The organism is Aeromonas sp. ASNIH2, from assembly GCF_002934795.1.
Lineage (GTDB): Bacteria > Pseudomonadota > Gammaproteobacteria > Enterobacterales > Aeromonadaceae > Aeromonas > Aeromonas caviae.
Genome location: NZ_CP026406.1, coordinates 2445529 through 2465818 on the forward strand (window position 1 = coordinate 2445529; position 20290 = coordinate 2465818).

Annotated in this window: 24 protein-coding genes; 17 read left to right on the plus strand and 7 right to left on the minus strand. The window is 60.7% G+C overall.

Annotated elements, in window-relative coordinates:
- Window positions 1–36: 36 nt before the first annotated feature.
- Window positions 37–687, plus strand: a complete 651-nt coding sequence (locus C3F36_RS11460; RefSeq protein WP_104455100.1) for a Qnr family pentapeptide repeat protein — start codon at window positions 37–39, stop codon at window positions 685–687.
- A gap of 206 nt (window positions 688–893) precedes the next feature.
- Here C3F36_RS11460 and C3F36_RS11465 read toward each other — a convergent pair whose 3' ends face one another.
- Window positions 894–2297 (minus strand): peptidoglycan DD-metalloendopeptidase family protein, encoded by a 1404-nt coding sequence (locus C3F36_RS11465; protein ID WP_039039497.1) that lies wholly within the window; start codon window positions 2295–2297, stop codon window positions 894–896.
- A gap of 9 nt (window positions 2298–2306) precedes the next feature.
- Window positions 2307–3836, minus strand: a complete 1530-nt coding sequence (gene gpmM / locus C3F36_RS11470; RefSeq protein ID WP_104455101.1) for a 2,3-bisphosphoglycerate-independent phosphoglycerate mutase — start codon at window positions 3834–3836, stop codon at window positions 2307–2309.
- Between the two features lie 348 nt (window positions 3837–4184).
- On the opposite strand from gpmM, the gene C3F36_RS11475 reads away from it, so the two are divergent.
- Genes C3F36_RS11475 through gpsA form a run of 3 tightly spaced genes read left to right on the plus strand, consistent with a single transcriptional unit; the run spans window position 4185 to window position 6141 of the window.
- Window positions 4185–4616: a rhodanese-like domain-containing protein gene (locus C3F36_RS11475; RefSeq protein WP_010672546.1), complete on the plus strand. Its 432-nt coding sequence runs from the start codon at window positions 4185–4187 to the stop codon at window positions 4614–4616.
- A gap of 47 nt (window positions 4617–4663) precedes the next feature.
- Window positions 4664–5134, plus strand: a complete 471-nt coding sequence (gene secB / locus C3F36_RS11480; RefSeq protein ID WP_010672547.1) for a protein-export chaperone SecB — start codon at window positions 4664–4666, stop codon at window positions 5132–5134.
- 2 nt (window positions 5135–5136) lie between these two features.
- Window positions 5137–6141 carry an NAD(P)H-dependent glycerol-3-phosphate dehydrogenase gene (gpsA, locus tag C3F36_RS11485; RefSeq protein ID WP_069784166.1) on the plus strand — a complete coding sequence of 335 codons (1005 nt, stop codon included), beginning with the start codon at window positions 5137–5139 and terminating at the stop codon, window positions 6139–6141.
- 69 nt (window positions 6142–6210) lie between these two features.
- Here gpsA and nfuA read toward each other — a convergent pair whose 3' ends face one another.
- Complete coding sequence (nfuA, locus tag C3F36_RS11490) at window positions 6211–6789, minus strand: Fe-S biogenesis protein NfuA (protein WP_010672549.1); 579 nt, start codon at window positions 6787–6789, stop codon at window positions 6211–6213.
- A 148-nt stretch (window positions 6790–6937) separates the two neighbouring features.
- The gene (locus tag C3F36_RS11495) at window positions 6938–7666 is read right to left on the minus strand and encodes a ComF family protein (RefSeq protein WP_045522393.1); all 729 of its coding nucleotides are present in this window, start codon (window positions 7664–7666) and stop codon (window positions 6938–6940) included.
- Window positions 7667–7704: 38 nt separating this feature from the next.
- Between C3F36_RS11495 and bioH the strand changes: the two genes are divergently transcribed.
- The 3 genes from bioH (at window position 7705) to C3F36_RS11510 (ending at window position 9541) form a co-directional block, all read left to right on the plus strand.
- Window positions 7705–8469, plus strand: coding sequence for a pimeloyl-ACP methyl ester esterase BioH (gene bioH / locus C3F36_RS11500; protein ID WP_041212176.1), 765 nt, complete (start codon window positions 7705–7707; stop codon window positions 8467–8469).
- 72 nt (window positions 8470–8541) lie between these two features.
- A complete protein-coding gene (locus tag C3F36_RS11505; protein ID WP_103858164.1) occupies window positions 8542–8775 on the plus strand; it encodes a flagellar biosynthesis protein FlgE in 234 nt (77 codons plus the stop codon).
- A 1-nt stretch (window position 8776) separates the two neighbouring features.
- Window positions 8777–9541 carry a putative metalloprotease CJM1_0395 family protein gene (locus tag C3F36_RS11510; protein WP_104455102.1) on the plus strand — a complete coding sequence of 255 codons (765 nt, stop codon included), beginning with the start codon at window positions 8777–8779 and terminating at the stop codon, window positions 9539–9541.
- A gap of 58 nt (window positions 9542–9599) precedes the next feature.
- On the opposite strand, the gene C3F36_RS11515 is transcribed toward C3F36_RS11510, so the two are convergent.
- Window positions 9600–11906 (minus strand): Tex family protein, encoded by a 2307-nt coding sequence (locus C3F36_RS11515; protein ID WP_104455103.1) that lies wholly within the window; start codon window positions 11904–11906, stop codon window positions 9600–9602.
- A gap of 267 nt (window positions 11907–12173) precedes the next feature.
- Window positions 12174–12647, minus strand: a complete 474-nt coding sequence (greB, locus tag C3F36_RS11520; RefSeq protein WP_104455104.1) for a transcription elongation factor GreB — start codon at window positions 12645–12647, stop codon at window positions 12174–12176.
- 202 nt (window positions 12648–12849) lie between these two features.
- Between greB and ompR the strand changes: the two genes are divergently transcribed.
- Together ompR and envZ are read left to right on the plus strand one after the other, a co-directional pair.
- Entirely contained in the window at window positions 12850–13569 is a 720-nt protein-coding gene (gene ompR / locus C3F36_RS11525; RefSeq protein ID WP_010672556.1) for an osmolarity response regulator transcription factor OmpR, read from the plus strand.
- The gene (envZ, locus tag C3F36_RS11530; protein WP_010672557.1) at window positions 13566–14876 is read left to right on the plus strand and encodes a two-component system sensor histidine kinase EnvZ; all 1311 of its coding nucleotides are present in this window, start codon (window positions 13566–13568) and stop codon (window positions 14874–14876) included. Before ompR ends, envZ begins: the two co-directional genes overlap by 4 nt.
- A gap of 35 nt (window positions 14877–14911) precedes the next feature.
- Here the strand turns inward: envZ and C3F36_RS11535 are convergent, their stop codons facing one another.
- Window positions 14912–15826: a DMT family transporter gene (locus tag C3F36_RS11535; RefSeq protein WP_104455105.1), complete on the minus strand. Its 915-nt coding sequence runs from the start codon at window positions 15824–15826 to the stop codon at window positions 14912–14914.
- Window positions 15827–16181: 355 nt separating this feature from the next.
- Between C3F36_RS11535 and rpsJ the strand changes: the two genes are divergently transcribed.
- Genes rpsJ through rpsC form a run of 8 tightly spaced genes read left to right on the plus strand, consistent with a single transcriptional unit; the run spans window position 16182 to window position 20280 of the window.
- Window positions 16182–16493: a 30S ribosomal protein S10 gene (gene rpsJ / locus C3F36_RS11540; RefSeq protein ID WP_005307944.1), complete on the plus strand. Its 312-nt coding sequence runs from the start codon at window positions 16182–16184 to the stop codon at window positions 16491–16493.
- Window positions 16494–16515: 22 nt separating this feature from the next.
- Complete coding sequence (gene rplC, locus C3F36_RS11545) at window positions 16516–17148, plus strand: 50S ribosomal protein L3 (protein WP_010672559.1); 633 nt, start codon at window positions 16516–16518, stop codon at window positions 17146–17148.
- Window positions 17149–17165: 17 nt separating this feature from the next.
- On the plus strand, window positions 17166–17771 hold the full coding sequence (gene rplD / locus C3F36_RS11550) for a 50S ribosomal protein L4 (protein WP_005340616.1): 606 nt from the start codon (window positions 17166–17168) through the stop codon (window positions 17769–17771).
- Window positions 17768–18070, plus strand: a complete 303-nt coding sequence (rplW, locus tag C3F36_RS11555) for a 50S ribosomal protein L23 (protein ID WP_005307955.1) — start codon at window positions 17768–17770, stop codon at window positions 18068–18070. Before rplD ends, rplW begins: the two co-directional genes overlap by 4 nt.
- Before the next feature lie 15 nt (window positions 18071–18085).
- Window positions 18086–18907: a 50S ribosomal protein L2 gene (gene rplB / locus C3F36_RS11560; protein WP_010672560.1), complete on the plus strand. Its 822-nt coding sequence runs from the start codon at window positions 18086–18088 to the stop codon at window positions 18905–18907.
- Window positions 18908–18929: 22 nt separating this feature from the next.
- Window positions 18930–19208 carry a 30S ribosomal protein S19 gene (rpsS, locus tag C3F36_RS11565; protein WP_005307960.1) on the plus strand — a complete coding sequence of 93 codons (279 nt, stop codon included), beginning with the start codon at window positions 18930–18932 and terminating at the stop codon, window positions 19206–19208.
- A 10-nt stretch (window positions 19209–19218) separates the two neighbouring features.
- Complete coding sequence (gene rplV / locus C3F36_RS11570) at window positions 19219–19563, plus strand: 50S ribosomal protein L22 (protein WP_010672561.1); 345 nt, start codon at window positions 19219–19221, stop codon at window positions 19561–19563.
- A 3-nt stretch (window positions 19564–19566) separates the two neighbouring features.
- Window positions 19567–20280 (plus strand): 30S ribosomal protein S3, encoded by a 714-nt coding sequence (gene rpsC / locus C3F36_RS11575; protein ID WP_005331168.1) that lies wholly within the window; start codon window positions 19567–19569, stop codon window positions 20278–20280.
- Window positions 20281–20290: the final 10 nt, after the last annotated feature.

A 20290-nucleotide genomic window follows, 5' to 3' on the forward strand; every position in this document is an offset into this window, starting at 1 on the left:
ATGTCAGCATATGACGCCATCAACAGGGGCCAGGGGATGATCAAGGGCAGGTGTTTCGAGGGGGTCCACTTCGAGCAGCAAGAGGTGGAGGGGGAGCAGTTCCAGGGGTGCCGCTTCATCGGCTGTCACTTCTCCTGGCTCGATCTCGGGGAGAGCCGTTTCGTCGACTGCAGCTTCTATGACAGGGAACGGGAGCTGGGATGCCTGTTTCAGGGCTGCGATCTGAGGGAGGCGAGCTTCCTGCGCTGCGATCTCACCCTGGCAGACTTCGGCCGCAGCCAGTGTCTTGGGCTGGAGATGCGCGACTGCCAGGCCATGGGGATCAACTTCGCCCATGCCAGCTTCGCCAACCGGATCACCGCCAAAAGCTACTTCTGCGAAGCCCACCTCACCGGCAACAACTTCAGCTACGCCAACTTCGAAAGCTGCCTGCTGGAGCGGTGCGAGCTTGCCGGCAACCGCTGGCAGGGGGCCAACCTGCTGGGCGCCTCCCTGGCGGGCTCGGATCTCAGTGGCTCCGAGTTCGGGCAAATCGACTGGACCAGCTTCAACCTGCAAGGCTGCGATCTGCGCCAGTGCGATCTGCCCGGCCTGGATCTGCGCCGGGTCAACCTCGCCGGGGTGCAGATCACTGAAGATCAGCAGCAGGGGCTGCTGGAGCAGATCGGGCTGGTGGTCTTCCCCTGAGCGGGGTGGAAAAGAGGTAAGTTTTCATCATCGGGGCGGGCGGTGTGGTGCCTCCCCTGCCAAGCAAAAAGTCTGAGCGATGCAGACTTTTTGTCAGGTGAAGTGGTAAACGACGCGGTGTTGCTGTCTTTTGCTCCCTGCTCCCCTCGCGGGAGAAGGGCTGGAGATGAGGTAGCGGACTCCACTCGGGCACCGCCAAGGCGGGCTTAGCGTCTGGCCAGCCACTTGGTCGGGTTGATGGCCTCGCCCTGATAGCGGATCTCGAAGTAGAGGCCGGAGCGCTCCTGTCCGCCGCTGTCGCCGACCAGGGCCACGGGCTCACCCTGCTCCACCTTTTGTCCCACCTGTCGCAGCAGCGACTGATTGTGGCCGTAGAGGCTCATGTAACCCTTGCCGTGGTCGATGACCAGCAGCATGCCGAAGCCGTCGAGCCAGTCGGCGTAGACCACCTGTCCCGGTGCCACCGCCTTGACCTGGGTCCCTTCGCTGGCGCCGATCAGGGTGCCCTTCCACTTCAGCTCGGCGGTACGTGGCGAGCCGTAGGAGATGAGGATGGGGCCCTGCACCGGCCAGCGCAGGTTGCCACCCGTGCTCAGACCGCCGTAGCCGTTGCTGCTTGCCTTGGCGCTGTTGCGGGCGGCTGCTTGCTGCTGCGCCACCTTGGCCTGCTGTTCGGCGACGCGTTGCTGCTGGGCCGCCAGCCGCTGCTGTTCGCCGACCTGGCGCTGTTGGGCGGCGATCCGCTGCTGCTCCTCGATGCGTTTCTGTTCGGCTGCCAGGCGCTGGGCCTCCAGACGGCGCTGGCGCTCCTGCTCGGCCTTGATCTTGGCGAGGCGCTCCCGCTCGGCCCGTTCGCGGCGTTCCTTTTCTTCCTGCTGACGACGCAGCTCTTCCAGCCGCGCCTTGAGCGCCTTCTCCGCCTTGACCAGCTTGTCGAGCTTCTGCTCGTCGGCCTGCACCGATTGCTGCAACTGGTTGCGCACCTTGGCACGGCTCTGCTGGCTGGCCAGCAGGCTCTGGTGATGCTCCTGCTGCTCGCCGAGCAGGGTCTGGAGGCGGTTCTCGGTCTCCCTGGTGGCCTGCTGGTTCTTGGCCAGCTTGTCACGGGTGGCGCGCAGGGCTTCGATGGCCTCGATACGGGCCTTGTTGAGGTAGTCGAAATAGTCGAGGGCGCGGCTCAGTTTGGCCGGATCCTGCTGGTTGAGCAGCAGTTTGAGGTAATCGTGGTTGCCCGCCTGGAAGGCGCTTTCCGCCTGCTTGGCCAGCAACTGCTTCTGGTGTTTTGCTTGCTGCTCCAGTGCCAGCTTGTCTTGCTGCAGGGACGCCAGCTTCTGCTGGTTCTGCCGGAGTTGCTGTCTGGTCTGCTCGAGTTTGGCGGCGGCAGCCGAAATGGCCTGCTCGTCAGCCTTGAGCTGGGTGTTGAGCTTGGCAAGCTCCTGCTTACTGAGCTTGAGGGTCTGTTGCTGTTCCTTGATCTGGGACTGCATGGCCCCCAACTGCTGGTTCGCAGCCTGGGCTGTGCCGGTACCGCCGATCAGGCAAAAAAACAGCGCGCCGGCCAACAGGCCGACGCGACTGGTTTTCTGTGAAATAATTTCGCATCCCCGCATGGGGCAGGATTATTTCAGAATCATCAGGGGCTTGCCAGTCATTTCCGGCGGCACCGGCAGACCCATCAGGGTCAGCATGGTGGGGGCCAGATCGGACAGTTTGCCACCTTCGGCGACCTCGGCTTTACGACCGAAGTAGATGAGGGGAACCGGCAGATTGGTGTGGGCGGTGTGGGCCTGACCAGTCTCTTCGTCCATCATCTTCTCGGCGTTGCCATGGTCGGCGGTGATGAGGCACTCGCCACCCACTTCCGCCAGGGCGTCGGTGACGCGACCGATGCAGTGGTCGACCGCTTCACAGGCTTTGACGGCCGCATCGAACACGCCGGTGTGGCCAACCATGTCGCCGTTCGGGTAGTTGCAGATGATGACGTCGTACTTGCCGCTCTTGATGGCCTCAACCAGCTTGTCGGTCAGCTCTTCGGAGCTCATCTCCGGCTGCAGGTCATAGGTAGCCACTTTCGGGCTCGCCACGATTTCGCGATCTTCGCCGCTGAAGCAGGCCTCTTCGCCACCGTTGAAGAAGAAGGTGACGTGGGCGTACTTCTCGGTCTCGGAGATGCGCAGCTGGGTCTTGCCCTGCTTGGCCAGCCACTCACCCAGGGTATTGACCAGGGCGGTGGGCGGATAGGCGCAGGCGGTTTTGATGTCGGCCGCGTATTCGGTCAGCATCACGAAGTGCAGGGCCGGGGTGGCGGTGCGGGCGAAGCCGGTGAAGTCGGTATCGACAAAGGCGCGGGTGATCTCGCGGGCGCGGTCGGCACGGAAGTTCATGAAGATCAGCGCATCGCCGTCGATCATCGGTACAGCGTCGCCGATGCGGGTGGCTTTGACGAACTCGTCGTTCTCGTCGCGGGCATAGGCGGCGGCCAGCGCGTCGGTGGCGTTGTCGGCGGTGAATTCGCCCTTGCCCAAGGTCATCAGATCATAGGCCTGCTGTACGCGATCCCAGCGGTTGTCGCGGTCCATGGCGTAGTAGCGGCCGATCATGGAGGCGAAACGGCCCTTGCCCAGTTTGGCAAACAGGGCGTCGAACAGCTCGATGGAGGACTGGGCACTGCGCGGCGGCACGTCGCGGCCATCCAGGAAGGCGTGGAAGTAGATCTTCTCGGCGCCACGCTTGGCGGCCATCTCGATCATGCCCATGATGTGCTCTTCGTGGCTGTGTACGCCACCCGGGGACATCAGACCCATGATGTGCACGGCCTTGCCCTTGGTCACGGCGGCGTCGACAGCCTTGCCGATCTCGACGTTCTGGAAGAAGACGCCTTCCTGGATGTCCTTGGAGATGCGGGTCAGCTCCTGATAGACGACACGACCGGCACCGATGTTGGTGTGGCCCACTTCGGAGTTGCCCATCTGGCCGTCCGGCAGACCCACGTCCAGGCCGGAGCCGGAGATCAGGGTGCTGGTGTAGTCACGGGCCAGGCGATCCAGGTTGGGGGTCTTGGCGGCAGCGACGGCGTTGTACTCTTGCTTGGTGCTGTAGCCCCAACCGTCCATAATGACCAGAACCAGCGGTTTCTTAGCTGTTGACATAAGGCTATGTCCTCTCGGATAGGAATGAATTGCGGGAAGTGAAACTAGCGTAATATTACTACATCTGCCGAAATAGTCACCTGATAGCCAAGTCCCTATCCAGCCTCGGTTTTTAACTGTTATCCCGCTGTTTTAGGCATGTTGCCGGCTTGTCTGCCGCGGTGGGTTTTCCTCTGTTTCCCTCCTCTTTTCGACATGGCTCAGCCTCTCGTCCGGCCCGGTTGGAGGAGGAAGAATCGGGGGCAATCCCTGATGGGAGCTTGCTCTCGCTTTGCCGCCAAGATGGCTGATCTTATGCAGGGCCCCATGTATACTCGGGCCCTTGTCTTGGTCCCTGGATAGTAGAAGATGCAAGAGTATTTGGATTTCGCGGCCCGCAACCCGCTGCTGACCGCAGCCTGGCTGGGCCTGGCAGGCACCCTGGTGTATACCACTGTGCGTGCTCGTTTTTCTCCGGTGAAGGCGGTCAACAACCACGCCGCCACCCTGCTTATCAACCGTGAAAATGCCACCGTCGTGGACATCCGCAGTCAGGATGAATTTGCCAAGGGCCATCTGGCCGGGGCCCATCACCTGCCGCTCGCCCAGATCCAGGCGAATAATCTGGGTCCGGTTGAAAAGCACAAGGATGCCCCCATCATAGTGGTGTGCGAGTCGGGGATGACCGCTGGTGGCGCGGGTCGCCAACTGAGCAAGGCCGGTTTCAAGCAGGTGTATGTGCTCAGCGGTGGCATGGCCCAATGGCGTGCAGACAATCTGCCGGTGACCAAAAAACGCTGATTTAAGGGCCTGCGCCCACTCATTATCTTAAAAAGGAATCAAACGAAATGGCTGACGAAATCAACAACCAGGAAGTGCAACCGGAATTCCACATCCAGCGTGTCTACACCAAGGATGTCTCCTTCGAAGCCCCGAATACTCCGCACATCTTCCAGAAAGAGTGGCAGCCGGACGTCAAGCTGGACATGGACACCAAGACCAATGTCCTGGCCGACAGCGTCTATGAAGTGGTGCTGACCCTGACTGTCACCTGCAAGCTGGAAACCGAGACCGCCTTCCTGTGCGAAGTGCAGCAGGCCGGCATCTTCACCATCGGCAACCTGCCGGAGCCGCAACTGGCCCACTGCCTGGCGGCCTTCTGCCCGAACATCCTGTTCCCGTATGCCCGCGAAGCGGTGTCCAACCTGGTGAGCAAGGGTTCCTTCCCGCAACTGAACCTGGCTCCGGTCAACTTCGACGCCCTGTTCGCCCAGCACATGGCGCAGGTACAGGCCCAGCAGGCGACTGCGGAAGCCTGATAATGGCCGACCAGATCACAATCTCGGTCCTGGGGGCGGGGTCTTATGGCTCCGCCCTTGCCATTTCTCTGGCGCGCAATGGTCATCCGACCCTGCTGTGGGGTCACGACCCTGCCCATGTCGCCGAGCTGGAACAGGATCGCTGCAACAAGGCATTCTTGCCGGATGTCCCCTTCCCGGCCGATCTGCAACTGACGTCGGATCTACAGGCGGCGGTGCAAGCCGCTCCCGTGCTGCTGCTGGTGGTGCCGAGCCATGTGTTCGGCCAGGTACTGGCCCGGGTCAAACCCTTCCTGCGCCCGGATACCCGGATCGCCTGGGCCACCAAGGGGCTGGAGCCGGACAGCGGCCGTCTGCTGCAAGAGGTGGCGCGGGAGGTGCTGGGGGATGCCATTCCACTGGCGGTCATCTCGGGCCCGACCTTCGCCCGCGAGCTGGCTGCCGGTCTGCCGACCGCCATCTCGGTGGCCTCGACCCACGACGACTTTGCCGACGATCTCTCCCACCTGCTGCACTGCGGCCGCTCGTTCCGGGTCTATACCAATCCGGACTTCATCGGTCTGCAGCTGGGCGGGGCGGTCAAGAACGTCATCGCCATCGGTGCCGGTCTCTCTGACGGACTCGGCTTTGGCGCCAACGCCAGAACCGCGCTCATCACTCGGGGTCTGGTGGAGATGCAGCGCCTCGGCGCCGCCCTCGGGGCCGATGCCAAGACCTTCATGGGGATGGCGGGGCTCGGGGATCTGGTGTTGACCTGTACCGACAACCAGTCGCGCAACCGCCGTTTTGGTCTGGCGCTGGGAGCGGGCAAGTCGGTTGACACCGCCATGGCCGAGATAGGCCAGGTGGTGGAAGGCTATCGCAACACCAAGGAAGTACATCTGCTGGCGGCCCGCTGTGGCGTCGAGATGCCCATCTGCGAACAGATCTTCAAGGTGCTCTACGAGGGCAAGAATCCGAAAGAGGCGGCCATCGCCCTGCTGTCGCGAGACAAGAAGGACGAGTGATCTGCCAGCCGCAGAATGCAAAAGGCCCCGCCAGCTGGCGGGGCCTTTTCTTTGCCGCAAGGGGGCAAATCAGTAGTAGGAGTGGTCGCCGCGCTGGTGCTCGGTGGCATCCTTGACGCCGTTGAGCTCGCCCGGGAATTTCTCCAGCAACTGCTTCTCGATCCCCTCTTTCAGGGTGTAGTCGACCATGGAGCAACCGTTGCAACCGCCGCCAAACTGCAGGATGGCCAGTTTGTCGTCGGTCAGCTCGACCAGGGTGACCTTGCCGCCGTGACCGGCCAGCATGGGGTTCACCTCGGACATCAACACGTACTCGATACGGTCGATCAGCGGGGCGTCATCGGCCACCTTGCGCATCTTGGCGTTCGGGGCTTTCAGGGTGAGCTGGGAGCCCATCTGATCGGTGACGAAATCGATGGTGGCATCCACCAGGAAGGGGGCGCTCAGGGGATCGACCAGGCAGTCGAAGCCGCTGAACGGCAGGTGCTGATCTTCCGGATCGACCGCGTCGGGTGGGCAATAGGATACGCCGCACTCGGCATTCTGGGTTCCCGGATTGACCACAAACACCCGGATGTTGGTGCCATCAGGCTGCTTCTCCAGCAACTTGCGGAAGTGGGCCTGGGCGGTGTCGGAAATGCTGATCATCACTATCCTCATAAACCTGAGTGTACGACTAGGGTATTCATGATAACTCGCTTGGCGGGGCTTGGGTAGCGTGCCGATGGCGAGCCTGTGAGCCCGGGCGTATCGGAATCATGCCGCCAGCGGACTCCCGGGCCGGATCCCTGCCCGGTTATTTCAGGTGTCGGAGGGTACGGCAGATGGCCCACACCTCTACCGTGGTGACGCCGTGCTCATGGAGCAACCGGGTGAGTTGACCTGCGGTGGCGCCCGTGGTGACCACATCGTCGAGCAGTGCCACATGCCGGTAGTGGTGAGGTTCTATTTCGAAGGCGCCACGCAGATTGCGTCGCCGCTGGCCGGCACTGAGCCGGGTCTGTTGCGGGGTCGACCTTGTCCGGCGCAGTACGCGGGTGTCGCAAGGAATGCCGGTGAGTGCGCTCAGGGCATGGCCGATTTCTTCTGCCTGATTGAAGCCGCGCCACCACTGGCGCCACCAGTGCAGGGGAACCGGAATGATGACCTGCGGCGGACTGGCGAGGTCCAGATGGTCTGCCAGCAGGCGGGCAAGCAGCGGCGCGAGCAGGATCTGACCGGAATACTTCAACCGGGGGATGAGCTGGGCATAAGGTGCCTGATAATCGCCGATCACCTGCAAACGCTCCCAGGGGGCGGGTCTGCGCTGGCATCGTCCGCACAGCAGTTCGCTCTCGCGATGTTGCTCCGGCAGCGGTGCTGCACACATCAGGCATCGTCTGTCGTGTTGGCGCTGGGCGTGGCGGCACCAGGAGCACAACAAAGGCGTCTCGTCACAGGGCTGGCGACAGAGCAGGCACAGACCGAGCCAGTCGGACTGGGTGCCAAGGATCGGACTTGCTTTGGCGAGCAGCCGCTTTAACATGCAGGCTCCAAGCAGATAAACAGGGATCTTGAGTCTAGATGAGCGTATCGGTTGAGCGGTTTGGCCAGGGCCCGGACCTGGTGTTGTTGCATGGCTGGGGCATGAACGGGGCCGTCTGGCACGGTATTGCCCAAGAACTGGCTGCCCACTATCGGCTGCATCTGGTGGACCTGCCCGGCTTTGGCAACAGCCCCCTGCAAGCAGGAACAGACTACACCCTGCCCTGGCTGGCAGAGCAGGTGGCGGCCATATTGCCTGAAAAATGCCATCTGCTCGGCTGGTCCCTCGGTGGTCTGGTGGCGAGTCAGTTGGCGCTGACCATGCCTGAACGCCTTCACTCTCTCATTACCGTAGCCAGTTCTCCCTGCTTCATGGCCCGCGACGAGTGGCCCGGGATTGCCCCCAAGGTGCTGGCGGGGTTCAACCAGATGCTGGCCGGCGACTTCATGCAGACCATAGAGCGCTTCCTCGCGATCCAGGCCATGGGCAGCGAGCACGCCAGAAACGACATTCGCCAGTTGCGTCACTGGCTGGCGGAGCGACCCGCTCCCCGGCTTGCGGCCTTGGAGGCTGGTCTGGGCCTGCTGGCCGAGGTCGATCTGCGGGATGAACTGATCGGCCTGGATCTGCCCTGGCTGCGTCTTTACGGCAGGCTGGATACCCTGGTGCCGAAGGCCGCCATTCCCTTGCTGGATGCGCGTTACCCTGCCAGCCACAGTCTGGTGCTGGAGAAGGCATCCCATGCCCCCTTCATCTCCCATCCAGAGCAGTTCATCACCCTCCTGCGGCAGTTCATTGACTGAGATTTGAGCGGCAGGCTTCAATAACTCGTCAGGTTGATGGATAATTAGCCAACCCTATAGAGGAGTGTGCCAATGCGTATCGAATCAGCCATGACGGCGGGCGTGAAGGGGTTCCAACGGGCCGAGCAGTTAGCGGGCCAGGCGTCCAGCCAGATCGCCCGTCTCAATACGCCAGCGGGTGATCAGGTGCAGTTGCCGGATGAACTGGTGAATCTCAAGGTGGCCGAGCTGCATGCCGGGGCATCCGCCAAGGTGATCCAGACGGCCAGCGACATGCTGGGCACCCTGATCGATATCCGGGTGTGACATGAACATCAACGTCAGTCTGCCGACCATCATTCCGAATCAACTGCAGCCGCAGACGGAATCGGCGCAGACTGACAACCGCCGTGCAGAACTGGTGCCCCCCAGCCGCCAGAGCGAAGCGTCCAACGCCGAGTCCGGTGTCGGTTCCCAGAAAGAGAGATCCCGGGCCGCCCAGGCCAATCCCGCCACCCCATCCTCGTCCACGAAAGAGAACGGCCAGACCGGCCCCGTGATGGTGGCGCACCGTTTTGTCGAGGCAACGGGGGAGGAGGGGGAGCGTCGACAACGTCAGGAGGGTGAACAGCAGGAGCAGCAAAAGCAGCAGCAGCGTCAGGTGGCTGCGCTGGTCGAACGGGATCTCGAAGTTCGCAAGCATGAGCAGGCTCACCAGGCAGCCGGCGGCGAGCATGCGGGGAGCCCTACCTACCAGTTTTCCCGTGGGCCGGATGGCAAGCGTTATGCCACCGGGGGGGAGGTGGTCATCGACATGGGGACCATTCCCGGGGATCCCGCCGCGACCATCGCCAAGATGCAGCAGGTGCGTGCCGCCGCACTGGCTCCCGATGAACCATCATCACAAGACATGAGTGTGGCCCGTGCCGCCTCTGGCAAGGAGGCACAGGCCCGCAAGGATCTGATGACCCTCAGGCAGGAAACCACAGGCCCGCTCGGTGCTTATATGGACAATCGAAACCAGGTGATTGCCAGGCACTATCAGCAAGCGGTGAGGCCAGCCTCCCCGCATAGCCTGAGTCAGGACGTTTGATCCCGCTCCGTGCAGGCATGAAAAAGCCCCTTTCGGGGCTTTTTTGCATTCTGGGGGCTTATTTCTTCAGTTTCGACAGGGCAGCCGCGAAGGCGTTGCCCATGGCACCCTCGGTCGGAGCGCTCTGACGGGGCGCCTGTTTCGGTCGGGCGTTGCCGGTGTGACGCGGCTCGGCCGGTTTGCGTGCAGGCTGGCCGGCTTTTTCATCCAGACGCATGGTCAGACTGATGCGTTTGCGCGGTACGTCGACTTCCAGCACCTTGACCCGGACGATGTCACCGGCCTTGACCACCTCGCGGGGATCCTTGACGAAGCGATCGGTGAGGGAAGAAATGTGCACCAGCCCGTCCTGATGGACGCCGATGTCGACGAAGGCGCCGAAGTTGGTGACGTTGGTGACCACACCCTCCAGCACCATCTCGGGCACCAGATCGCTGATTTTCTCCACCCCTTCCTTGAAGGTGGCGGTCTTGAACTCGGGACGCGGGTCGCGGCCAGGCTTGTCCAGTTCGCCGATGATGTCGGTGACGGTAGGCACCCCGAACTGCTCGTCGGTGTAGTCGGTGGGCTTGAGGGTGCGCAGCAGGCTGCTGTTGCCGAGCAGGCTGTCCACGGTCTGCTCCAGCTTGGCGAGGATCCGCTCCACCACCGGGTAGGATTCCGGGTGCACCGCCGAGCCGTCCAGCGGGTTGCTGCCGCCCCGAATGCGCAGGAAGCCGGCGCACTGCTCGAATGCCTTGGGCCCGAGTCGGCTTACTTTCAGCAGCTGCTGACGATGCTGGAAGGCGCCGTTCTCGTCGCGGTAGGCGACGATGTTCTGGGCCAGGGTCTGGGAGAGGCCGGAAACCCGGTTGAGCAGGGCGACCGAGGCGGTATTCACATCCACCCCCACCGCGTTCACGCAATCCTCGACCACCGCGTCGAGGCGGCGGGCCAGCTGGCTCTGGCCGACGTCGTGCTGGTACTGGCCCACACCTATGCTCTTGGGATCGATCTTGACCAGCTCTGCCAGGGGATCCTGGAGACGGCGGGCGATGGAGACAGCGCCACGAATGGAGACGTCGAGATCCGGGAATTCCTGGGAGGCGAGCTCGGAGGCGGAGTAGACCGATGCCCCCGCTTCACTGACCACGATTTTCTGCGCCTTGGTGGCCGGGTAGCGCTCGAACAGATCGCTCACCAGGCGGTCGGTTTCCCGGGATGCGGTGCCGTTGCCGATGCTGATGAGCTCGACCTTGTGCTTCTGGCACAGCTCGTTCAGGGTCTTGAGGCTCTGATCCACATGACGCTTGGGTTCGAACGGATAGATGGTCGCGGTATCGACCAGCTTGCCGGTGGCATCCACCACCGCCACCTTGACCCCGGTGCGGATGCCGGGATCCAGCCCCATGGTGCAGCGCATGCCAGCCGGTGCCGCCATCAGCAGATCCTTGAGGTTCATGGCGAACACCTTGATCGCTTCCTCCTCTGCTGACTCGCGGATGCGGCCGATCAGCTCGGTTTCCATCTGCAAGGAGAGCTTGATCTTCCAGGTCCAGCTCACCACCCCCTGCAGCCACTTGTCGGCCGGGCGGTGTTGCAGATTGAGTCTGAGGTGATGGGCGATGATCCCTTCGCAGGGGCTGGTACCCTCATCCTCGCCGGTGACCAGCGCCAGGTTGAGGATCCCCTCGTTGCGACCGCGCAACATGGCCAGCACCCGGTGGGAGGGGGCCTTGTGCAGGGGTTCGTCGTGTTCGAAGTAGTCCTTGAACTTGGCCCCTTCCTGCTCCTTGCCGGCCACCACGCGGGCACGCAGGGTGGCGTTCTGCCACAGGTAGTCCCGCAGCTTCTCGAGGAGATCCGCCTGCTCGGCGAAACGCTCCATCAGGATGTAACGGGCACCGTCGAGGGCGGCCTTGCCGTCGGTGATCCCCTGCTCGGCATTGAGGAAGCGAACCGCCTCCTGTTCGGGATCCTTCATGGGGTCACCCAGCAGCAAATCCGCCAGTGGCTCCAGCCCCGCCTCGATGGCCATCTGTCCCTTGGTGCGGCGCTTGGGCTTGTAGGGGAGGTAGAGGTCTTCCAGACGGGTCTTGCTGTCGGCCTCGTTCAGCTCGCGGGCCAGCTCGGGGGTCAGTTTGCCCTGCTCTTCGATGGAGCGCAGGATCACCTGGCGGCGATCCGCCAGTTCACGCAGGTAGCCGAGGCGGCTCTCCAGGGTACGCAGCTGGCTGTCGTCCAGACCGCCGGTCACCTCTTTGCGGTAACGGGCGATGAAGGGAACGGTCGCGCCTTCGTCCAGCAGGCGAACGGCTGCCTGCACCTGTTCCGGGCGGGCATTCAGCTCACCGGCGATCTGATGTTCTATTACGTGGCTTTGCATGGAGGGTCTCTTGGTCGGGTCCTGTCTAACTGGCCAGCGTGGGGCTATGTCGCCGAACAGGGGGTCTGTCCTGGCGATACTTTAGATACCTGCCAGGCCACTGCCGCGCGGGCCGGTTGGCGCCGCAAGGCGCCGGGTGTGAGCACTATATGGGGTCGGGCAGCGGGATGCCACCCTGGCCGACAAGGCTGGGAGGGGGTCTTCAGCTCGCCGGGTTGGCTCTCCTGCCCGCCCTGGGCGGTGACCGCCGGTATGACGGTGGCTGGCTCATTGGGAATAGCTGATCTCATTGACGTACCAGCAGGCGTCACCCACTGGCGTTCGCACCATGGCTTCATCGCCCACCTCTTTCTTGAGCAGGGCACGGGCCATGGGGGAGTCGATGGAGATGTAATCCTTGCGGCCGAAGATCTCGTCATAGCCGACAATGCGAAAGCGCTTGGTCTCACCCTCGTCGTTTTCCACCTCGACCCAGGCGCCGAAGAAGACCTTGCCCTCCTGGGAGGGGGAGTAGTCGACTATGGTCAGCTCTTCCAGGCACTTGCGCAGGTAGCGAACCCGGCGGTCGATCTCCCGCAGGCGTTTCTTGTTGTACTGGTAATCGGCATTCTCGCTGCGATCACCCAGGCTCGCCGCCCAGGCCACTTTTTTGGTGACATCGGGCCTCTCCTCCCGCCAGAGCATGTCGTGCTCCTGCCGGAGCCTGGTGTAGCCTTCACGGGTAATGAGTTTGGTTTTCATGGAGTTATCACTCCCTCGCCAATTGCATCCGGTTGCTCGGGATCTTAGTCATTGTCGCCGCGCTGTCGAGCAAAAAGCAGAGCTGGCCATCCATCCTTCCCGGCTCCGGGGCCGAATGAGGGCAATAACCGGTAACATATTTATGCTTTGTGGTTGCAGGGGGCGGCTCTAGTATGGGGGGAGACAGAAAAGAGAGGTGGCAATGAGTCAGCAATACAAGGTCCTGGTGGTGGACGACGATCTGAAACTGCGTTCCTTGCTGGAGCGCTACCTCACCGAGCAGGGGTTTGTAGTGCGAGGTGTCGCCAACGGGGAGCAGGCCGATCGCCTGCTGACGCGTGAAAACTTCAGCCTGATGGTGCTTGATCTGATGCTGCCGGGGGAAGACGGCCTCTCCATCTGCCGCCGCCTGCGCGAGGCCGGCAACCAGATCCCTGTCTTGATGCTCACCGCCAAGGGGGACGAAGTGGATCGCATCGTCGGTCTGGAGATGGGGGCCGACGATTATCTGCCCAAGCCGTTCAACCCCCGTGAGCTGCTGGCCCGGATCCGCGCCGTGCTGCGCCGCCATACCGTGGAGCTGCCCGGCGCCCCTTCCGCGGCGGAGAAGATGGTGAGTTTTGGGGCCTACCAGCTCAATCTGGCGACCCGTGAACTGAGCCGTGATGGCGAACCGGTTGCCCTGACCAGCGGGGAGTTCGCCGTGCTCAAGGTGCTGGTGAGTCATCCTCGCGAACCGCTCTCCCGTGACAAGCTGATGAACCTGGCCCGTGGTCGCGAGTACACGGCCACCGAGCGCAGCATTGATGTGCAGGTCTCCCGCCTGCGCCGCCTGCTGGAACAGGACCCGGCCCAGCCTCGCTATCTGCAGACCGTCTGGGGTCTGGGGTATGTGTTCGTACCGGACGGTGAGAACGCATGAAGAAAGTGGGCAGCATGTTCTCCCGCATGCTCTGGTTTCTGGCTGCCGTGCTGGTGGTCTATCAAGTCGTCTCCTACGTTACCTTCTACAACTACCTGCTGGCGCCGACCGTCAAGCAGATCAGCCACCTGCTGGCAAACCAGGTCAAGCTCATCTTTCCGGTGGACAACAACCAGCTGGCGCTCAGTGAAGATGCCGAGGCGCTGGTCTATGTGACCACTGGCAGCGACATCTATACCCAGAGCGAGGCGGAGCAGCACGGGCTGAATGATTCCAAGCCCTACCCCTATCTGGAGCAGAGCATCAGCCGCGAATTGAAAGGGGATACCAGGGTCAGAGTTGAAATCCAGGATCACTACATCATCTGGATCCAGCCTCCCCAGGCCAGCCAGATGTGGGTGCGCATTCCCCTGACTGAAATTGAAGATGACGACATTGAACCGCTCATCCTCTATATGAGCGTCTTGCTGGTGGTGACCCTGTTTGCAGCCTGGCGTTTTGCCCGTCAGCTGGTGCGACCGCTGGAGGATCTGGAAGCGGGGGCCGTGGCGGTGGCGCGCGGCAACTTTCCCGATGCCCTGGGGGAGCAGGGCTCGCGGGAGGTGCGCCGCCTGACCCGCACCTTCAACCACATGTCGAGCTCCATCAAAGGGCTGATCGAGGAGCGCAACCTGATGATGGCCGGGGTATCCCACGATTTGCGCACCCCTCTCACCCGCATTCGTCTCGCGACCGAGATGATGTCCTCGGGGGATGAGTACCTCAAGGAGAGCATCAATGCGGACATCGATGAGTCGAACGGTATCATTGATCAGTTCATCGACTACATTCGCCCGAACGAGGGGCTCGATGCCCGGCCCGTCGACCTGACCCAGCTCATTCACGATGCGTTGCTGATGCAGACCGATCAGGGACTGGAAGTGGAGCTGCTCCTGCCGGAGGAGGCGGTGCGTGTGGCCTGCCATCCCATCAGCATTCGCCGTATCCTCAACAATCTGTCGGGCAACTCCCTGCGCTATGGCGCGACCCGGTTGCAGGCCGAGCTCAGGGATGATGGCCACTGGGTGCGGCTGCGACTCTCCGACAATGGCCCGGGGATCGCAGAAGAGGACTACTCCCGGGTGCTCAAGCCCTTCACCCAGGGCAATGTGGCGCGCACCGGTGGCGGGAGTGGGCTGGGGCTGGCCATCGTTGCCAAGATAGTCTCCCAGCATCACGGCACCATCAGGCTGGGGCGCTCCGAACTGGGGGGCTTGCAGGTGGAGATCCGGCTACCCAAGAACCAGCCGCTGGAGTGGATGGATTGAAAGCAGGGCGTATCGAGGGATACGCCCTTTGTCTGTCAGGGGTGGGGGTCGCTCACCTTGCGGTAGCGCTTGCCATATTTGAGTTGCTGGATAAGCAGGGCGGCGACGATGAGAACCAGCCCGATGGGGGTTGCCGGGTGAATGGTTTCGCCGATCAACAGGTTGAGCAGCACCAGAGAGGCAAACGGCGAGATGAAGATAAGGTTGCTGATGGGGGCCGTGTTGGTGGCGTGGCGCAGGGCCATCAGCCAGAGCACGAAACCGAAACCCATCTCGAACAGCCCCACATAGATGGCGCCAGCCCATCCCTGCCAGGCAGTCATGGCAAAGTCCGAGAGCAACCAGGTCGCCACGATGATGAAGGGCAGGCTGATGAGGAAGCCGAGCAGCAGGCTGACGACGGGATCCCCCTGATTGCGGGTGTTGAGGATCCAGTAACCGGCCCAGATCAGGGTCGACACCAGCGCCAGCGTGACGCCGAGCGGACTGTCGAACTGCAGACCGAACACGTTCCCCCTGGTGGCGATCACCAGGGCGCCGAAATAGCCGAGCACGATGGCGACGCCATCGCGGCGGAGCAGCTTTTGACCGAGGAAGGGAACGGCCAGCAGGCTGAGGGTGATGGCCCAGGTGTAGTTGAGAGTCTGCGCCTGCTGGGCGGGCAGCAGATCATATGCCTTGAACAGCAGCAGGTAATAGAGAAAGGGGTTCAGGACCCCGAGAGCGAGGTAGTAGAGGGGGCGACTCTTGATGTAGTCGAGCAGTAGCGGCAGTTTGCCCTGACAGGCCACGATGCACCCCAGGGTCAGGGTCGAGGTGCAGGCCGCGACCAGCAGCAGCTGTACCGGTTCAAAGTAGGCGAGGGAGATCTTGAAGGCGCTGGCCACCGTGGACCAGAGGGCGACGGCACAGAGCCCGTACTGGTAGGCTTTCTTCTGATTCTTGAGCATGGGATGGGTTCCGCAGACAGGGGCGAGGGCGCAGTCTATCAGCCTGTTTGCAACATTGTCGTTACCCCTGCCAGGCAAGGGCTTGCCCAGCCGTTGGCGAGATCCATCTGTCACATAAAATTGCGCACAATCTGTCCGCCTTCACTTGCGTGAGTGGAAAAAATCCGTATAATCCTCTCCGCTTGCCCATGAGGCAGCCAGACGATATGTCTGCTTGCTGAGCTTCCCGTTTACGAGTTGCCAGCCATACAGTCCTCCCGATATGGGAGGAAACGTGAAAAATCACACCTCTGGCGGGAGTAATCCCGGTCGGGCGGTGTTGATTTATGTTCTTTTATCTATTGGAGCTCTGTCAATGCAGAACCAAAGAATCCGTATCCGCCTGAAGGCTTTTGATCATCGCCTGATCGATCAATCCACTGCGGAAATCGTTGAAACTGCTAAGCGCACTGGCGCGCAGGTTCGCGGTCCTATCCCGCTGCCGACTCGCAAAGAGCGTTTCACCGTTCTGATCTCCCCGCACGTCAACAAAGACGCGCGTGATCAGTACGAGATCCGCACTCACAAGCGTCTGGTAGACATCGTTGAACCGACTGACAAGACCGTTGACGCTCTGATGCGTCTGGATCTGGCAGCTGGTGTAGACGTCCAGATCAGCCTGGGTTAATTACGGAAAGAGGTTGATAACAATGACAATCGGTCTTGTAGGTCGCAAAGTGGGTATGACTCGCATCTTCACTGAAGATGGCGTTTCTATCCCGGTGACTGTTATCGAAGTTGAAGCTAACCGTGTAACTCAGGTCAAATCTGTAGAAACCGACGGCTACAACGCTATTCAGGTTACCACTGGCGCCAAGAAAGCCAGCCGCGTAACCAAGCCGGAAGCTGGCCACTTCGCCAAAGCTGGTGTAGAAGCCGGTCGCGGTCTGTGGGAATTCCGCCTGAACAACGGTGAAACTTTCACTGTTGGTAGCGAGCTGAAAGTAGATCTTCTCGCTGACGTTAAGCTGGTAGACGTTACCGGCACATCCAAGGGTAAAGGTTTTGCCGGTACTGTTAAGCGCTGGAACTTCCGTACCCAGGATATGACCCACGGTAACTCCCTGTCCCACCGTGTACCTGGCTCCATCGGTCAAAACCAGACCCCGGGCCGTGTATTCAAGGGCAAGAAGATGGCTGGTCACATGGGTGCTGAGCGTGTAACGACTCAGAACCTGGAACTGGTTCGTGTTGACGCTGAACGCAACCTGCTGCTCATCAAAGGCGCAGTACCGGGTGCAACCAACGGCAACGTGATCGTCAAACCTGCCGTCAAAGCGTAACGTCTGAGGAGATAGTAATGGAATTGGTAATGAAAGACGCCAAGAGCGCTCTTGAAGTTTCCGAGACTACCTTCGGGCGCGAATTCAACGAAGCTCTGGTTCACCAGGTTGTCGTTGCATATGCCGCTGGTGCCCGTCAGGGTACTCGTGCGCAGCTGACTCGCTCTGAAGTGTCTGGTGGCGGCAAAAAGCCGTGGCGTCAGAAGGGTACTGGTCGTGCCCGTGCTGGCTCCATCCGTTCGCCCATCTGGCGTTCCGGTGGTGTGACCTTTGCTGCTAAGCCGCAAGATCACAGCCAGAAAGTAAACAAGAAGATGTACCGCGGCGCTATCCGTAGCATCCTGTCCGAGCTGGTACGTCAAGAGCGCCTGATCGTTGTTGAGAAGTTCGGCATCGAAGCGCCGAAGACCAAAGAACTGATCGCCAAGCTGAAAGAAATGGAACTGACTGACGTTCTGATCGTGACTGCTGAAGTCGATGAGAACCTGTTCCTGGCTGCTCGTAACCTGTACAAAGTTGACGTGCGTGACGTTGCCGGTATCGACCCGGTCAGCCTGATCGCTTTCGACAAGGTTCTGATGACTGCTGACGCAGTTAAGCAAATCGAGGAGATGCTGGCATGATCCGTGAAGAGCGTCTGCTGAAAGTTCTGAAGGCTCCGCACATCTCTGAAAAGAGCACCATGGTCGCAGAAAAGCAGAACACTATCGTGTTCAAAGTTGCTGTTGATGCCACCAAGGCGGAAGTCAAAGCTGCAGTTGCGAAACTGTTCGAGGTCGAAGTTGAGACCGTCCGTACCCTGAACATGAAGGGTAAGACCAAGCGCGCAGGTGCACGCGTAGGCCGTCGTTCCGATTGGAAAAAGGCTTATGTGACCCTGAAAGCTGGTCAGGACATCGACTTCATGGGCGCAGCCGAGTAAGAGGAGTTCTGAAAAATGGCAATCGTTAAGTGCAAGCCTACTTCTCCGGGCCGCCGCCACGTCGTCAAGATCGTCAACCAAGAGCTGTACAAGGGCAAGCCCTTCGCCGCTCTGCTGGACAGCAAAAGCAAGTCCGGTGGCCGTAACAACAACGGTCGTATCACCACTCGTCACATCGGTGGTGGTCACAAGCAACACTACCGTCTGATCGACTTCAAGCGCGACAAAGACGGCATTCCGGCCAAAGTTGAGCGTCTGGAATACGATCCTAACCGTACCGCAAACATCGCCCTGGTGCTGTATGCAGACGGTGAGCGTCGTTACATCCTGGCTCCGAAAGGCCTGAAAGCTGGTGATGCAATCGCCTCTGGTGCTGATGCTGCCATCAAGGTAGGTAACACCCTGCCGATGCGCAACATCCCGGTCGGTTCTACCGTTCACGCCGTTGAGATGAAGCCTGGTAAAGGTGCCCAGCTGGCTCGTTCCGCTGGTACTTTCATCCAGATCCTGGCTCGTGAAGGTAACTATGTAACTCTGCGTCTGCGTTCCGGCGAAGTACGTAAAGTTCTGGCCGAGTGCCGCGCTACCATCGGTGAAGTGGGTAACTCCGAGCACATGCTGCGTCAACTGGGTAAAGCCGGTGCTAACCGCTGGCGTGGTATTCGTCCGACCGTTCGCGGTATGGCGATGAACCCGGTTGATCACCCGCACGGTGGTGGTGAGGGTCGTAACAAGGGCATGCAGCCTGTGTCCCCATGGGGCCAGAAGGCTAAGGGCTTCAAGACCCGTAAGAACAAGCGTACCGACAAGTACATCGTACGTCGTCGTAACAAGTAATTGTTAACATAGAGGAATCACCATGCCACGTTCTCTCAAGAAGGGTCCATTTATCGACCTGCACTTGCTGAAGAAGGTAGAGAAAGCGGTGGAAAGCGGGGATAAAAAGCCGGTTAAGACCTGGTCCCGTCGTTCAATGATCATCCCGAACATGATCGGTTTGACCATCGCTGTCCATAATGGTCGTCAGCACGTTCCGGTTTTCGTTACCGAAGAAATGATCGGTCACAAACTGGGTGAATTCGCACCGACTCGTACTTATCGCGGCCATGCTGCTGATAAGAAGGCTAAGAAGCGCTAAGGGATAAATGATGGAAGCTATCGCTAAACACCGTTATGCCCGTACTTCTGCCCAGAAAGCTCGTCTGGTAGCCGATCAAGTACGTGGTCTGTCCGTAGACAAGGCTCTGAACATCCTGACCTTCAGCCCGAAAAAGGCTGCTGTTCTGGTGAAGAAAGTGCTGGAATCTGCCATTGCCAACGCTGAGCACAACGAAGGTGCCGATATCGACACCCTGCGTGTTGCCACCATCATGGTAGACGAAGGTCCCTCCATGAAGCGCATCCGCCCGCGTGCCAAAGGTCGCGCGGATCGTATCCTCAAGCGTACCGCTCACATCACTGTAGTGGTATCCGACGCTAAGGCTGGGAGATAAGCAATGGGTCAGAAAGTACATCCTAATGGCATTCGCCTGGGTATTACCAAGCCTTGGAATTCTACCTGGTTCGCGAACACCAAAGACTTCGCTGACAACCTGTACAGCGATTTCCAAGTACGCCAGTTCCTGACCAAGGAGCTGAAAAACGCTTCCTTGTCCAAGATCACTATCGAGCGTCCGGCCAAGAGCATCCGTGTGACCATTCACACCGCTCGTCCGGGGGTCGTGATCGGCAAGAAAGGCGAAGACGTTGAAAAACTGCGCAAAGCTGTAGCCGCAATCGCTGGCGTGCCTGCTCAGATCAACATTTCCGAAGTCCGCAAGCCGGAGCTGGATGGCAAACTGGTTGCCGACAGCATCACTTCCCAGCTGGAGCGTCGCGTAATGTTCCGTCGTGCTATGAAGCGCGCCGTACAGAACGCCATGCGCCTGGGTGCCAAGGGCATCAAAGTGGAAGTTTCCGGCCGTCTGGGCGGCGCTGAAATCGCGCGTACCGAATGGTACCGTGAAGGTCGTGTGCCCCTGCACACCCTGCGCGCCGACATCGACTACGCAACTTCTGAAGCCCACACCACTTACGGTGTGATCGGCGTTAAAGTTTGGATCTTCAAGGGCGAAGTTCTGGGCGGTCTGGCTGCAGTCAATGCTGCCGCTGCTCAAGAGCAAGCTCCTGCGAAGCCCAAGCGTGACAACAAGCGCCGCGCTGCCAAGTAAGGAGATTCGG